Annotated in this window: 16 protein-coding genes; 14 read left to right on the plus strand and 2 right to left on the minus strand. The window is 50.7% G+C overall.

The annotated features are described in order from the left end of the window. Window positions 1–16 precede the first annotated feature (16 nt). The 10 genes from GVY43_RS00615 (at window position 17) to mnhG (ending at window position 8,333) form a co-directional block, all read left to right on the plus strand. Window positions 17–790 (plus strand): electron transfer flavoprotein subunit beta/FixA family protein, encoded by a 774-nt coding sequence (locus GVY43_RS00615; protein WP_159561956.1) that lies wholly within the window; start codon window positions 17–19, stop codon window positions 788–790. 14 nt (window positions 791–804) lie between these two features. Continuing rightward, the gene (locus GVY43_RS00620; RefSeq protein ID WP_015881089.1) at window positions 805–1,770 is read left to right on the plus strand and encodes an electron transfer flavoprotein subunit alpha/FixB family protein; all 966 of its coding nucleotides are present in this window, start codon (window positions 805–807) and stop codon (window positions 1,768–1,770) included. Window positions 1,771–1,877: 107 nt separating this feature from the next. Beyond that, window positions 1,878–2,192 (plus strand): thioredoxin, encoded by a 315-nt coding sequence (gene trxA / locus GVY43_RS00625; protein ID WP_015881090.1) that lies wholly within the window; start codon window positions 1,878–1,880, stop codon window positions 2,190–2,192. A 346-nt stretch (window positions 2,193–2,538) separates the two neighbouring features. After that, window positions 2,539–4,980: a Na+/H+ antiporter subunit A gene (locus tag GVY43_RS00630; protein ID WP_159561957.1), complete on the plus strand. Its 2,442-nt coding sequence runs from the start codon at window positions 2,539–2,541 to the stop codon at window positions 4,978–4,980. Next, the gene (locus GVY43_RS00635) at window positions 4,952–5,389 is read left to right on the plus strand and encodes a Na(+)/H(+) antiporter subunit B (protein ID WP_015881092.1); all 438 of its coding nucleotides are present in this window, start codon (window positions 4,952–4,954) and stop codon (window positions 5,387–5,389) included. Before GVY43_RS00630 ends, GVY43_RS00635 begins: the two co-directional genes overlap by 29 nt. Continuing rightward, on the plus strand, window positions 5,389–5,730 hold the full coding sequence (locus GVY43_RS00640; RefSeq protein WP_015881093.1) for a Na(+)/H(+) antiporter subunit C: 342 nt from the start codon (window positions 5,389–5,391) through the stop codon (window positions 5,728–5,730). Before GVY43_RS00635 ends, GVY43_RS00640 begins: the two co-directional genes overlap by 1 nt. Then, a complete protein-coding gene (locus tag GVY43_RS00645; protein ID WP_159561958.1) occupies window positions 5,723–7,207 on the plus strand; it encodes a Na+/H+ antiporter subunit D in 1,485 nt (494 codons plus the stop codon). The genes GVY43_RS00640 and GVY43_RS00645 overlap by 8 nt, the downstream gene beginning before the upstream one ends. A 7-nt stretch (window positions 7,208–7,214) precedes the next feature. Further along, window positions 7,215–7,700: a Na+/H+ antiporter subunit E gene (locus tag GVY43_RS00650; protein ID WP_074037546.1), complete on the plus strand. Its 486-nt coding sequence runs from the start codon at window positions 7,215–7,217 to the stop codon at window positions 7,698–7,700. Beyond that, window positions 7,700–7,996 carry a Na(+)/H(+) antiporter subunit F1 gene (locus tag GVY43_RS00655; RefSeq protein WP_026826530.1) on the plus strand — a complete coding sequence of 99 codons (297 nt, stop codon included), beginning with the start codon at window positions 7,700–7,702 and terminating at the stop codon, window positions 7,994–7,996. Before GVY43_RS00650 ends, GVY43_RS00655 begins: the two co-directional genes overlap by 1 nt. After that, window positions 7,974–8,333, plus strand: a complete 360-nt coding sequence (mnhG, locus tag GVY43_RS00660) for a monovalent cation/H(+) antiporter subunit G (protein ID WP_015881097.1) — start codon at window positions 7,974–7,976, stop codon at window positions 8,331–8,333. Before GVY43_RS00655 ends, mnhG begins: the two co-directional genes overlap by 23 nt. Window positions 8,334–8,375: 42 nt before the next feature. Here mnhG and GVY43_RS00665 read toward each other — a convergent pair whose 3' ends face one another. Then, on the minus strand, window positions 8,376–9,689 hold the full coding sequence (locus tag GVY43_RS00665; protein WP_159561959.1) for an NAD(P)/FAD-dependent oxidoreductase: 1,314 nt from the start codon (window positions 9,687–9,689) through the stop codon (window positions 8,376–8,378). Between the two features lie 70 nt (window positions 9,690–9,759). On the opposite strand from GVY43_RS00665, the gene uvrC reads away from it, so the two are divergent. After that, entirely contained in the window at window positions 9,760–11,550 is a 1,791-nt protein-coding gene (gene uvrC, locus GVY43_RS00670; protein WP_201302232.1) for an excinuclease ABC subunit UvrC, read from the plus strand. A gap of 207 nt (window positions 11,551–11,757) precedes the next feature. On the opposite strand, the gene GVY43_RS00675 is transcribed toward uvrC, so the two are convergent. After that, window positions 11,758–12,150, minus strand: coding sequence for a YslB family protein (locus GVY43_RS00675; protein WP_236548905.1), 393 nt, complete (start codon window positions 12,148–12,150; stop codon window positions 11,758–11,760). 222 nt (window positions 12,151–12,372) lie between these two features. On the opposite strand from GVY43_RS00675, the gene GVY43_RS00680 reads away from it, so the two are divergent. The 3 genes from GVY43_RS00680 to sdhB are packed head-to-tail and all read left to right on the plus strand — an operon-like array spanning window position 12,373 to window position 15,561. Further along, entirely contained in the window at window positions 12,373–12,990 is a 618-nt protein-coding gene (locus GVY43_RS00680; RefSeq protein WP_015881102.1) for a succinate dehydrogenase cytochrome b558 subunit, read from the plus strand. A gap of 16 nt (window positions 12,991–13,006) precedes the next feature. Continuing rightward, a complete protein-coding gene (gene sdhA, locus GVY43_RS00685; protein WP_015881103.1) occupies window positions 13,007–14,764 on the plus strand; it encodes a succinate dehydrogenase flavoprotein subunit in 1,758 nt (585 codons plus the stop codon). An 8-nt stretch (window positions 14,765–14,772) separates the two neighbouring features. After that, the gene (gene sdhB, locus GVY43_RS00690; RefSeq protein WP_193343274.1) at window positions 14,773–15,561 is read left to right on the plus strand and encodes a succinate dehydrogenase iron-sulfur subunit; all 789 of its coding nucleotides are present in this window, start codon (window positions 14,773–14,775) and stop codon (window positions 15,559–15,561) included. Window positions 15,562–15,566 lie beyond the last annotated feature (5 nt).

The raw sequence follows: 15,566 nt of genomic DNA on the forward strand, positions 1-15,566 counted from the left end.
TAAAGGGGGATCAACCATGAATATTTTTGTTTTGCTGAAACGTACGTTTGATACTGAGGAAGCGATTCAGCTCGAGAATGGGGAAATTCAAGAAGACGGCGCTGAGTTCATCATCAACCCGTATGACGAATATGCGGTCGAAGAAGCGATTCAAAAACGTGACGCACTCGGGGGAGAGGTCACGGTCGTCACGGTAGGACCAGAAGATGCGGATAAAGAATTACGTACAGCACTCGCAATGGGTGCGGACAAAGCCGTTCGCATCTCAATCGAGGACGATGTCGAGGATGCGGACCATGTCACGATTTCAAAAGTTCTCGCCACATACTTGAAAGAACAGGGCGCAGACCTCATCTTCGCAGGAAACGTGGCAATCGATGGCGGTAGCGGACAAGTCGCACCACGTGTCGCAGAACTTCTCGACATGAACTACGTGACGACGATCACGGCTCTTGAAATCGATGGCACGACGGCTACGGTCACACGTGATGTCGAAGGGGACACGGAAGTCATCGAAGTCGCACTCCCACTTCTCGTGACGGCACAACAAGGGTTGAACGAGCCGCGTTACCCGAGCTTGCCAGGAATCATGAAGGCGAAGAAGAAACCGCTCGAAGAACTCGAACTCATGGACATCGATCTCGATGAAGATGAAATCGAAGCGAAAATCGAGACGATTGAACGATTCTTGCCAGAAGAGAAGAAAGCCGGTCGCATCCTTGAAGGCGATATGTCGACACAAGTGAGCGAGCTCGTACAACTTCTTCGCACGGAAGCGAAAGTCATTTAAGGGGGAGATCATAGATGAAAGCTTTAGTACTCGCAGAAGCGCGTGAAGGCGCGTTACGTAACGTATCATTCGAAGCCATCGCTGCGGCGAAGCAATTGACAGACGATGTGACGGCAGTCGTGATTGGGGATCACGTGCAATCACTCGCACAAGAACTCGGGGAGTATGGCGCAAGCCGTGTCCTCGTCGTCGAAGATGATCGCCTCAAGCATTATACACCAGACGGTTACGGACAAGTGCTCCGTCAGTTAATCGAGCAAGAAAATCCGGAAATGATCGTCCTCGGACACACGGCTCTTGGGAAAGATATCGCACCGAAACTTGCGGCACGTCTCGATGCCGGACTCATCAGTGACGTTGTCTCCATCGAAGGAACAGGACGCGACGCAGAGTTCGTTCGCCCGATCTACTCAGGGAAGGCGTTCGAGAAAGTGAAATTCAAAGATTCGGTCATGTTCTTCACAATCCGTCCAAACAATATCGACGCACTCGCACGTCAAGCGGGCGCGAGCGTCTCTGTTGAAACGCCGGCGGTCGAATTGAAAGATCTTGCGATGATCGTCAAAGAAGTCGTGCGTAAGGCGACTGGGAAAGTAGATTTGGCGGAAGCAAAAGTCATCGTCGCAGGTGGACGTGGCGTGAAGAGCGAAGATGGATTCAAACCGCTTGAAGAGTTGGCTGAGCTTCTCGGAGGAGCGGTCGGTGCTTCACGCGGAGCATGTGACGCCGACTACTGCGATTACGCACTTCAAATCGGACAGACGGGTAAAGTCGTCACACCAGACCTCTACATCGCATGTGGGATCTCAGGAGCGATTCAACACTTGGCTGGGATGAGTAACGCGAAAGTCATCGTCGCCATCAACAAGGACCCAGAGGCAAACATCTTCAGCGTGGCAGACTATGGCATCGTCGGCGACTTGTTCGATGTCGTCCCGATGTTGACAGAAGAGTTCCGTAAGCACCTCGTCAATAGCTAATAAGCAAAACGTTTTGGGGTTGTTACCCTCCGTGGTATACTCTGAACATGAATTGCATGAGAGTTCTCTATCAGGACTCTCTCATCTTATTGGGGAGGTTTTTACAAATGGCTATTAAACACGCAACGACTCAATCGTTTGAACAAGATGTAAAAGAGGGCGTCGTCCTCGTAGATTTCTGGGCAACTTGGTGTGGACCATGTCGCATGATCGCGCCAGTTCTTGAAGAACTCGATCAAGAAATGGGTGACCAAGTCCAAATCGTGAAACTCGATGTCGACGAAAACCCTGAAGTCGCAGGTGCTTTCCAAATCCAAAGTATCCCGACACTCATGATGTTCAAAGATGGCGAGCCTGTTTCGAAAACAATGGGCTTCCAACCAAAAGAAGCATTGAAAGAGTTTATCGCGACAGCACAATAATTGCGTAGCAGCCGATTGAGATCGGCTGCTTTTTTGTTTTACTGAGTAGAAAAGAAGGAAAAGGACAGGCAAGTAGGGAATAGGATGAGTTATTCCACGCACCCTCAATCCGGTCATATTCCGATACATAACGTCTGATTTCAAATTTTTTTTGAAGAAATTCCGTCGGCTTCCTTCATATTTAACAGATTCGGAATTTTGACGGGGGAGCGCTTGAACTGGAAGCTTTTATCATGGAAACAGACTGAAAATTTACGCTATACTCATGAGGAAGACATGATGGAGTCAAGTGACCTTACTTTACGGCTCAATCTATTGTACGACTCTGTTCGAAGGAGGAATTTTCTTGTCGCTGTTACATTTAGCTATTTTGTTGCCGCTTCTTGCGGCACCATTCATCCCGCTTTTGTTCCGGGGGATGAAACAAATTCATACAGGCTGGTTCGTCTTGATCGTTCCGGTCGTGCTCGTCACCTACTTCGCCGGATTCATTCCGATCACGAGTGCAGGGGACGTCGTGACAGAGACGATTGCTTGGATGCCGTCCCTCGGGATTAACTTCACGGCATACGTTGATGGACTCAGTCTCTTGTTCGCCCTTCTTATCACGGGAATCGGCGCACTGGTCGTTCTTTATTCGATTTACTATTTGAATAAGGACAAAGAGTCGCTCGGGCATTTTTACGTGTATCTCTTGATGTTCATGAGTGCGATGCTCGGGGTCGTTCTCTCGGATAACATGATTGTCATGTATATGTTCTGGGAGCTCACATCGATTTCATCATTCCTGTTGATTGGATATTGGTATGAGAAAGAACGTTCCCGCTATGGAGCGCAGAAGTCGATGCTTCTCACCGTGTTCGGCGGATTGTCGATGCTCGGGGGGATCGTCTTACTCGAATCGATGGTCGGCTCGTACAGCATTCGCGATATGGTCGCGAACTCGGGCGTCATCGCCGAGAGTCCATTCTTCCTCGTCGCGATGATTCTCATCTTGCTCGGGGCGTTCACGAAGTCAGCGCAGTTCCCGTTCCACATCTGGTTGCCTGACGCGATGGAAGCACCGACTCCGGTCAGTGCGTACCTCCACTCAGCAACGATGGTCAAGGCGGGTCTCTACCTTGTGGCCCGCATGAGCCCGGTGTTCCAAGAGTCATCCGTCTGGCTATGGACGATTGCCGGAGTCGGGATGTTCACGATGTTCTGGGGTTCATTCAATGCCGTGAAGCAGACCGACCTGAAGGGAATCTTAGCGTTCTCGACCGTCAGTCAGCTCGGGTTGATCATGTCACTCCTTGGTCTCGGAGCGGCGGCGCTCCACTATGACGGCATGGATGACAACATCTTTATGGTCGCGACGATTGCGGCGATCTTCCATTTGATCAACCACGCGACGTTCAAAGGCTCGCTCTTCATGATGGTCGGGATTGTCGACCACGAGACGGGCACACGTGACATTCGTAAGCTCGGTGGTCTGATGACCGTCATGCCGATTTCATTCACGGTCGCCGTCATCGGTTCGTTATCGATGGCTGGTCTTCCGCCATTTAACGGATTTTTGAGTAAAGAGATGTTCTTGAAGGCGACGACGAAAGTCTTCTCGGCCGACTTCTTTGCGCTCGATACGATTGGGATTCTACTCCCGGTCATCGCCTTCGTCGGAAGTGTGTTCACGTTCATCTACAGCATCATGCTGTTCACGCGGACGTTCATGGGCAAGGCGAAGTTCGATCAATTGCCGAAACAACCGCATGAGGCGCCGATCGGCATGTTGATTTCGCCGGTCATCCTCGCGATTCTCGTTGTCGGTCTCGGGTTCTTCCCGAACGTGTTGTCGAACTCGCTCATCAAGCCAGCCGTCGAGTCGATCTATCCGACACTCGTCGCGCAAGGGCAAGATGTTAAAGTAGATATTTACTTCTGGCACGGTTTGACGCCTGAACTATATATGACAATCGGGGTGATCCTTCTCGGTTCATTGCTGTTCTGGCAAATGGGTAAATGGATGGGCATCTACAACCGCATCCCGCATCGTTTGACGCTCAACGGGATGTACGACGGTACGCTCGTCTGGTCGAACAAGGCGGCATATCGCTTTAAAGACAACTACATGACTGGTTTCATCCGGTCGTACTTGATCTATATTTTCGTCTTCCTCTCAGGTATGATGCTCTTCAGCATCTTTTGGTTCGACATGTACCGCTTCTCGTTTGAGAACCTGGCTGAGATTGCACCTTATGAATATGTGCTCGGAGCCGTCGTCATGCTAGCGGCGCTCGCGATTCTCTTCATGAAGTCGCGTCTCCCGTCCATCATCCTACTTGGGGTCGTTGGATACGGCGTGGCACTGTTCTTCGTCTTCTTCGGTGCACCGGACTTGGCGCTCACGCAGCTCGTCATCGAGACGGTCTCGGTCGCATTGTTCTTGCTCGTCTTCTATCACATGCCGGACATCAGCAAGAAGGAAGTACGGATGCGTTTCAAAGTCGGGAATGCCATCGTGGCTGTTCTCGTCGGGACGACCGTGACGCTTCTCAGCTTCATGGCGCTCACAAACAAATCGCTCACTTCGATCTCAGAGTATTACAAAGAGAACGTGTATGAGCTTGCAGCAGGTAAAAACATGGTTAACGTCGTTCTCGTCGACTTCCGTGGATTTGATACCTTGTTTGAAATCGTGGTTCTCGGGATTGCGGCTTTCGGGATCTACACGATGATTAAATTTAGAACAACACGACGTACGAAAGGAGAAGGTGAACATGAAGCAAAACAGCAGACGCGTCAATGACGTCATTTTGCAGACGGCCGCGATTATCATTTTCTTCATCATTGTCATCTTCTCCATCGACTTGTTCTTTGCCGGTCACTATTCACCAGGTGGAGGATTCATCGGTGGATTGATGACATCCGCGGCACTCGTCTTACTGTTGCTCGCATTTGATTCGAAAACGCTCGCGAACGTGCTCCCGATTGACTACCGTCTCATGACGGCGACCGGATTACTGATTGCCCTTGCGACAGGTCTTCACTCGGTTTTCTTGGGTCGTCCGTTCTTGACGCACGCATACGGGAAGTTTGACTTACCACTTCTCGGTGAACAGACCCTTCACACGGCGATTGCGTTCGACTTAGGGGTTTACCTTGTAGTCATCGGAATCACGTTGACGATTATACAAACGATTGGAGAGAGTGAATAATGGAAATCTTCGTTAGCATCATCATCGGTGTCCTGACGATGTGTGCCGTCTATCTTGTTCTCTCAAGAAGTTTGTTACGCATCATCATCGGCACTGCCTTGTTCAGTCACGCGGCACACCTTCTCGTCTTGACGACGGCAGGTTTGAAGACAGGGGCTGCCCCTGTTCTCGTCGACGGTGTGACGGAATTCACAGACCCGTTACCGCAAGCGCTCGTCTTGACGGCAATCGTCATCAGTTTCGGGGTGACGGCGTTCTTCCTCGTACTTGCCTACCGCACGTATCAGGAGCTCAGCACGGACAATATGGAAGAAATGAAAGGAACAGAATCGTATGATTAACTTACCGGTCTTTCCAATCGTCATTCCTGCGCTTGCGGCCATCCTTATGATGTTTATGCCAAAACGGGTCCAGCTGCAGCGCGCAATGGCTCTTGGAGCTTTAGTTATTACGGCGATCGTGTCACTCTTTCTCGTGCATACGGTCTCCACGGAGGGAATTCAAACCCTCAACCTCGGGAATTGGCAAGCACCATTCGGCATCACGCTCGTATCGGATATGTTGTCAGCCCTACTCGTGACGACGTCGACTCTCCTCACGCTCTTCATCGTGTGGTTCGCCGTCCATTATTTCTCTGACTCATATGAAGGAAACTACTTGTACATCTCGATGCTCTTCTTGCTCGTCGGGGTGAACGGTGCCTTCACGACAGGCGATATTTTCAACTTGTTCGTCTTCTTTGAGGTCTTCTTGATGTCCTCATACGTATTGATTGTACTCGGTGGACGTGGCGTCCAGTTACGTGAGTCAATCAAATACTTGCTCGTGAACATCATCGCTTCGGCGCTCTTCGTCATGTCAGTCGCCTTGCTTTACGGTGTCACAGGCACGCTCAACATAGCGGACTTGGCGATGAAGATCCCGCTTGTCGATAACCCGGACGTCATCACCGTCATCGGTGTGCTATTCGTCATCGTCTTCGGGATGAAAGGGGCACTCGTCCCACTTCACTACTGGCTCCCTGGAGCGTACGTGGTCGCACCGACCCCTATTCTCGCCATGTTCGGGGCTCTCTTGACGAAAGTCGGGGTGTACTCGATCTTGCGGACGTACACGCTACTCTTTGATGGGAACGGTGAGTTTTTACAGACGTTCCTCATGGTGCTCGCTGTCCTCACCATCTTCATCGGGATGACAGGGGCCATCGCCTATAACGACGTGAAGTTGATCATCATCTACAACATCATGATCGCAGTCGGGGTCATCTTATACGGAATTTCGGTCAACACGCAGACGTCCCTTGAAGGGTCGCTCTACTACTTGATTCACGACATGATCATCAAGGCCGTTCTCTTCATGCTCGTCGGGATGATGATCGGGATCACCAAATCCGGTCAACTCCGTGATATGGGTGGACTCATCACTCGCTTCCCGTTGTTCGGATGGACGTTCTTCGTCGCAGCGCTCTCGCTCGCAGGGATTCCACCACTCAGTGGATTCTTCGGGAAATTGTTGATCGTCTCAGGTGGGATGGACGAAGGCGAGCTGTTCGGACCACTTCTCGTCCTCTTATCGAGTCTCTTCGTCCTCTATTCGGTCATGAAGATTTTCTTGAACGGGTTCTGGGGCGAGGCGAAGCGCGAGTATGATGGCCCGCTCGTACCGTATACGAAGCGTTTGATTTTACCGGTCTTCTTGTTGCTCATCATTGCGGTCGCATACGGATTTGGGGCAGAAGCCATCCATCCGTATATCACGCAAGCGATTGAGCCGCTCGTCAATCCAGAAATCTATATCGATGCCGTGATAAAGGAGTGAATGACAGATGGCTTATCAACTATTGATTAACTTTTTCCTGGCGTTCATCTGGATGTTCCTCACGGGGTCGTTCACATCGAGCGGATTCTTCATCGGGTATCTACTCGGCTTACTCATCTTGTTCATGATGCGCCGATTCTTTAAATCTAGTGGGGGCGGTTTTTACTTCACACGCGTCTGGCGTCTGTTTAAACTGCTTCTCATCTTCATCCGTGAATTGTTCCTCGCGAACTTTGAGGTACTGCGCCTCGTCCTTAGTCCGAAGTTGAAGATTCAACCAGGGATTTTCCGCTATGAAACGTCGCTCGACAAAGGATGGAAAGTCAGCTTGCTTTCGATGCTGATCACGCTCACACCAGGGACGCTCGTCGTTCAGGTGTCAAAAGACAATTCCGTGCTCTATATCCACGCACTCAACATGCCGGATAAAGAAGCGCTACAAAAAGACATTTATGATAACTTTGAATCAAGCATTAAGGAGGCGACAGAGTGATGGATTTACTAGACATTCTCATCTACATCTCGCTCGCCATTCTCTTGCTTGCGATGTTGATGATGTTGTATCGTGTCGTGAAAGGACCGACGACGGCAGACCGGGTCATCGCACTCGACTCAATCGGGATCGCGCTCATCTCGGTCGTCGCGTTATTGTCGATTCTGCTCGATACGACCTTATATTTTGAAGTCATCTTACTACTCAGTATTTTGGCCTTCATCGGAACGGTGGCGTTCTCGAAATTCTTAGAGAGGGGAGAGATAATCCAACATGACCGCGACAATGATCTTTGATCTCATTACCGGCATCTTCACGATCATCGGCGTCTTCTTCACGGTCGTCGCCGCGATCGGTCTCATCCGTCTCCCTGATATTTATTCGAGAACACACGCTGCCTCGAAGAGCGCGACACTCGGTGTCATGTTCGTCCTCTTTGCGGCCGTCCTTCATGTATATGTCGATGAACGGGTGTTTGATGCAAGACTTTTGCTCGGTCTCTTCTTCGTCCTCTTGACGGCTCCTGTTGGGGGGCACCTTATCTCGCGTGCGGCGCACGCGAAAGGGGTCCCGCTCTGGGAGAAGTCGTTACAAGACGCACTGAAAGAAGACAAGGACAAAGGAATCGAATAAGAAAAAGACGGGATTTGCCAAGAGGCAAGTCCCGTCTTTTGTTTAGATGAGATAGGTCAGGTCGGAGGCGGCGGTCGGATAGGCGACTTCTAAGTGCTTCACATGTTGATGCGACAGTTTGTTCTGTATAATGAAAGAGAACAGGTTGATGAGTTCAGGGGCGTGGTGACCAATCAAATGAGCCCCGATGACGTGCCCTTCTGCACTCAGTAACACTTTTGAATAGGCGGTTGCGTCGTTGATTCGTGAATAGGTGAGGAAGTGCGACATGTCCGTTTCTTTCACGTCGAAGTCAATGCCCTCAGCTTCCGCTTCCTCGACCGTAAGACCGACTTTGGCAATCGGTGGCGTCGCATAGACGATGGTCGGGGCCGGACGCTCAGGGAGTGCCCGTGTATTCCCGTGAAGCATATTGAGTGCGGCGAGGCGCCCTTCCTGACCGGCGAATGGAGTGAGCGCAGGATTGGGACTTTTGGCGACGTCGCCTGCGGCGTATATATTTGGGTTACTTGTTTGCAGATGCTCGTTCACGTGTACACCGTGATGATCCGCTGTGACACCTGCCGCTTCAAGCCGAAGTCGCTCGATGCTTGGAATTCGTCCTGTAGCGTTAAGGACAACTCCTTCTAGGGTAGAGTCATCTGATAACGTTAAGACGTTGCCATCGATTCGTATTGGCTCGACGTCATGTCGGACGGTGATGCCGATTCGCTTCGATTCCTCAATGAGCCGATGGACGACGTTCGGGTCGAATGCTTTCAACGCACGTGAACGGATGAGGAGTGTCACGTCGCTTCCGAATCGTCGGAAGATATGGGCAAACTCAAATGCGATATACCCGGCGCCTACGATGTGAATCGAATGGGGAACCGTGTCAAGGTCGAACACATCATCGCTCGTGATTGCCAGTTCGCCACCTGGGATGTCAAGAGGGCGGGGTGTTTGACCTGTGGCGATTAAAAATTGAGTGGCAGAGAGCTCGTGACCATCGATGACGATGGAATCCTCGTCGACAAAGTGGGGCTCTCCCTGATATAAATCAACGTTCATCTCATCCCAATGCTGTTTTTTGGATGTTGGGATAGAGAGGCGGTACTCATCAATCCGCTTTTTAAAGGACGACCAATCCAGTGACAGGCTTCCTTCGACGCCAAGCTCACGCATACGTTCCGCTCGGGCGAGGAGTTCGGCTCCTTCAGCAAGCATTTTCTTCGGGTCACATCCGCGTTGAGGACATGTTCCTCCGAACGTCCAATTCTCAATGATGGCAATCTCTTTACCGGCTTCTCGTAAAATGGAAGCGGCTTGGCTCGCGGCGGAGCCGCTACCGATAATGATGACATCGTATCGTTTCATAATATAAAATCCTCCTCTGACGAGATATCACACTCTTTTTCCCGTCCAGGAGGAAGCTAAACTGAGGTGAATGGAATTGAGTCATAGCGACCACATTAAGCATAAATTAGCACTGCTCCCGGATGAGCCGGGTTGTTATCTGCATAAAAACGAATATGGCGAAGTCATCTATGTAGGGAAGGCGAAAAACTTGAAGAATCGTGTGCGTTCCTATTTCACAGGCGCCCACGACATCAAGACGATGCGCCTCGTCGCAGAGATCCGTGACTTCGAGTACATTGTGACGGCGAGCGAACTTGAGGCGTTATTACTTGAAATGACACTCATCAAAAAGCACGATCCGAAGTACAACATTCGCCTAAAGGACGACAAAACGTACCCATATATCAAGATTACGAACGAACCGTATCCACGTCTGTTGACGACACGTAAGTTAAAGAAAGATGGTGGACATTACTTCGGACCATATCCGAACGCCTATGCGGCGAACGAGACGAAACGTCTTCTCGATAAACTCTATCCGCTGCGGAAATGTCAGCCGATGCCGAAGAAACTCTGTCTGTATTATCACATCGGGCAATGTTTAGGTCCTTGCGAGCTGGCGGTCGATACGGATTCGCAAAAAGAGATCGTGAATGAGATCCGGCGCTTTTTGAACGGCGAGACGAGTGAGACGCTCACGAAGCTGAACGTTGAGATGGGACGTGCCTCTGAGGACATGCAATTTGAACGGGCGGCTGAATTGCGCGACCAAATTCGAGCAGTCGAATCGATCATGAATAAACAGAACATGATCACGGCCGACCCGACAGCGCGTGACGTCTTCGGCTATACTCTCGACCGAGGCTGGATGTGCGTTCAAGTATTCTATATGCGTGGCGGCAAGATGATTGAGCGCGATGTCTCACTCTTCCCGATGCATGGAGAGCCTTCGGAAGAACTCGAAAGTTTCATCGTTCAGTTCTATGAACAAAACGTCGTGCCGAAAGAGATTCTTGTACCAGAGACGGTCCGGCTTGATTTACTGAATGACGCCATCGGAACGAAAGTGATGCAGCCGAAACGAGGGGCGAAGAAACAGCTGCTTGATTTGGCGACGAAGAATGCGACAATCGCCTTGAACGAGAAGTTCGAGTTGCTCGCCCGAGATGAAGAACGGACATTGCTTGCGATGCGTGAACTCGGTGAAGCGATCGGGATTCCCAACTTGTCACGTGTCGACATCATCGACAACGCCAACATTCAGGGCGCGGACGCCGTGTCGGCACTCGTCGTCTTTGAAGACGGGAAGCCGCTCAAGAAAGAATATCGGAAGTATAAAATTCGGACGGTCCAAGGACCGGACGATTACGAGACGATGCGTGAAGTCGTCCGTCGACGATTCCGCCGTCTCTTGACGGAAGACAAACGATTACCCGATCTCCTACTGATTGATGGGGGGATCGGGCAATTGAATGCGGCGCTCGACGTCATTCAAAATGAGTTCGGGCTCGACTTGCCGGTCGGCTCGCTCAAAAAAGATGACCGACATCGGACGAGCCAACTGTTGTTCGGAGAAGGTGGGGGCGTTGTCGAGCTCCATCCACGATCGAGCGCCTTTTATCTGTTGCAGCGGATGCAAGATGAGGTCCACCGTTTCGCCATCACGTTCCACCGCAGCCTACGGACGAAGAAGATGACGAAGTCGATACTCGATGAGATTCCGGGTGTCGGTCCGAAGCGTCGTCAACAGCTCATCCGCCATTTCGGGTCGATGAAACAGATTCGTCTGGCATCACTCGAACAATTGAAGGAAGCGGGGTTGCCAGAAAAATTAGCGGAGACCGTACTTCAATACGTGCACGAGGAGACGGATGAATGAGAAATTCCAACATAGGGAGTACTTGGTTGGCTGTTGGAGTAAGGACATTTTCCAGGAAATATTATCGAAGTTGCTCGCAAGGCGACTCAGAGATATGGAAGGGGAACTGTGAGGTTTGATCGGCACGAACTCGATGGTTTTCGTCGATACATGCGTCAACAACTTCAGCGGAAACAAAAATAAGAGTCGATGCGTTGGCATCGACTCTTATTTGTAGTCGTCTTTTCGGTCTAGTTGGACGGTGATTTGGACAGCTTTTCGGGTTGGATCGGCGTAACCTTCTGCGACGCATTGGAAACGACCTGAAATCTGTTCGGCTAAAAATCCAGCTTCAAGCTGATAGTATCCTGTCGCTTTGGTCTGAGTCGCAGGTGGTGGGATCAATTCATAAGTAAACTTGCTCCCACGTTCCTTCTTGATTGTCAACTCTCCCCAACCTGCCTCTGCGAAGAAAGCAGTCAGTTCATCGTCGGACATCGTCGGGAACTTACGGGCGACCCGTTTTCCTGACCAATAGATGACTTGGGCGTAATCTTCGCCAAGCAAATCCGTCAACACATAGTCGCGAAGCAGTTCAATCGCGAAAGTTGGTTGGCTCATCGTTTCCATTCTATCCCATCACTCCAATCTCTCTATATCATTATAACGACCAATTGGAATTTGGTCATCCTGTAATTTTGAAAAGAATGTGGAACAAATCGGCTAGGTTGTCTTGTCATACAATTTTCACAAGAGTAGAATAGGAGACAGAAAGCTATATCTGCATTTGAAAACGCTTTTATTGACAATACGAGCCAATGCTCGTGAAAAGGGGGAACTAGAATGGCAGCGCATCGTGACTACTTCAGTCGTAAAGTCCATTCGCTACTTGGGGTCATTCCAATCGGTTTGTTTTTGATCGTCCATTTATCGGTCAACTACTACATCGTCGATGGGGTGGAGTCATTCAACAAAGCAGCAAAATTCATGGAGAACTTACCGTATTTGTACTTCCTTGAAGTGACAATTATCGCATTGCCGATGATTTTCCACGGGGTGTACGGCGTGTACTACGCGTTTCTCGGGTCAATCAACTCGAATCGCTATTCATACGCGCGCAACTGGTTGTATCTCTTCCAACGCTTCACAGGAGTTTTCCTCGTGATCTTCATCGCTTGGCACGTTTGGGAAACGCGTCTTGCGAAATTGCGCGGGGTAGAAGTCAATGCGGAGATGATGCAAAACATCGTCGACAACCCGCTCATGTTGATCTTCTACATAGTCGGAATCCTTTCGGCTACGTTCCACTTCGCGAACGGTCTTTGGTCGTTCTCGATCACGTGGGGTATCACACAGTCACCTCGTTCGCAACGTCTCATGAGCTACGTATCAGGTGTCGTGTTCTTGGCACTATCTTTTGTCGGCATCCGTTCGATTTTGACGTTTGCAGGCATCTTGTAATTAGGGGGAATTTTACATGGCAAATCAAAGTTTGATCGTCATCGGTGGCGGTCTAGCTGGACTCATGGCGACAATCAAGTCGGCAGAGATGGGTGTTCCGGTAAAACTATTCTCGCTTGTACCGGTCAAGCGTTCACATTCAGTTTGTGCCCAAGGTGGGATTAACGGGGCCGTCAACACGAAAGGGGAAGGTGACTCTCCTTGGCAACACTTTGACGACACGGTCTACGGAGGCGACTTCCTCGCCAACCAACCGCCTGTCCAAAAGATGGCGGAGAATGCTCCGAAAATCATTCACATGTTCGACCGGATGGGCGTTATGTTCAACCGTACGCCAGAAGGTCTCTTAGACTTCCGTCGTTTCGGTGGAACGCTTCACCACCGTACGGCATACGCCGGAGCGACGACAGGACAGCAACTTCTCTATGCACTCGATGAGCAGGTTCGTCGTTACGAAGCGCAAGGTCTCGTCGAGAAGTATGAGGGCTGGGAGTTCCTTCGTGCCGTCATCGACGAAGAAGGCATCTGCCGCGGTGCGGTCTGTCAGGATTTGCGCTCGATGGAAATTAAAGCGTTCCCATCGGATGCGGTCATCTTGGCGACAGGTGGCCCAGGGGTCATCTTCGGTAAGTCGACTAACTCGGTCATCAACACAGGACAGGCAGCGGCAGCAGTTTACCGCCAAGGCGCGGTCTACGCGAACGGGGAGTTCATCCAGATTCACCCGACGGCGATTCCAGGGGACGACAAACTTCGTCTCATGAGTGAGTCGGCTCGTGGGGAAGGTGGACGTGTCTGGACATATAAAGACGGGAAGCCATGGTACTTCCTCGAAGAAAAATATCCAGCTTACGGAAACCTCGTACCGCGTGACATCGCGACACGTGAGATCTTCGACGTATGTGTCAACCAAAAACTCGGCGTCAACGGCGAGAACATGGTTTACCTCGACTTGTCCCATAAAGATTCGAAAGAACTCGACATCAAACTTGGTGGAATCCTTGAAATCTACGAGAAATTCGTAGGGGACGACCCGCGTAAAGTACCGATGAAAATCTTCCCGGCAGTCCACTATTCGATGGGCGGACTATGGGTCGACTACGATCAGATGACGAACATTCCGGGTCTCTTCGCAGCCGGTGAATGTGACTACTCGATGCACGGCGCAAACCGTCTCGGTGCGAACTCGCTTCTTTCAGCCGTACATGGCGGAATGGAAGCAGGGCCTGCGGCAGTCAACTACATGCGTGGTCTCGATCAAGCGACAGAAAGCGTTTCAGAAGCGCTCTTCAACTTCAATGAACGTGAAGAAATCGAGCGATTCAACAACATCCTTGCGATGGATGGAACAGAGAATGCTTATCAAATCCACCGTGAACTCGGTGAACTCATGACGGACAACGTCACAGTTGTTCGCTACAATGACAAACTTGAAGCGACCGACAAGAAAATCCAAGAATTGCGTGAACGTTTCCATAAGATTTCAGCTACGGATACGGCACGTTGGAGCAACCAAGGGGCATCGTTCATTCGACAACTCGACCACATGCTCGACCTCGCACGCGTCATCACACTTGGCGCACTCAAGCGAGACGAGAGCCGTGGTGCCCATTACAAACCGGAGTTCCCGGAACGTAATGATGAGCAGTTCATGAAGACGACGATGGCACGTTACAAAGATGGGGAAGTCGATATCTCGTATGAAGACATCGATGTTTCGTTAATCCCGCCACGTAAACGGGATTACTCGAAGAAAGGGGCGAAGACGAAATGACGACGCCAATGCAATCTGAACAAAAAGACATCCGCTTCATCATTGAACGCCAAGATGGACCGGATCAAGCGACGTATACGGAAGAATTCACGGTACCATACCGTCCAAACATGAACGTCATCTCGGCATTGATGGAAATCCGCCGTAACCCGGTCAACGCGAACGGGGACAAGACGACACCGATCAACTGGGACATGAACTGTCTTGAAGAAGTATGTGGTGCCTGTTCGATGATCATCAACGGGAAGCCGCGCCAATCGTGTACGGCACTCGTCGATAAACTCGAGCAACCGATTCGTCTTGCACCGATGAAGACGTTCCCGGTCATCCGTGACCTTCAAGTAGACCGTCAACGCATGTTCGACGCGTTGAAAAAAGTGAAGGCATGGGTACCAATCGATGGCACATACGACCTCGGTCCAGGACCGCGTATGCCGGAGAACAAACGTCAATGGGCGTACGAATTATCGAAATGTATGACGTGTGGCGTTTGTCTTGAAGCGTGTCCGAACGTGAACGACAAATCGGACTTCATCGGTCCAGCAGCGATTTCGCAAGTCCGACTCTTCAACTCACACCCAACAGGTGCCTTCCACGCGGAAGACCGCCTCGAGGCACTCATGGAAGACGGTGGCATCATGCAGTGCGGAAACGCACAAAACTGTGTCGAGGTTTGTCCGAAGGGCATCCCGCTCACGACGTCGATCGCTTCGATGAACCGTCAAACGACGCTTCACTCGTTCAAACAGTTCTTCGGTAGTGACAAAGGTCGCACCGGTTCTGCGGTCGAGGCGTAAGCGAG

Origin of the sequence: Exiguobacterium sp. 8H (assembly GCF_902506255.1) — a bacterium.
Classification (GTDB): Bacteria; Bacillota; Bacilli; order Exiguobacteriales; family Exiguobacteriaceae; genus Exiguobacterium; species Exiguobacterium profundum.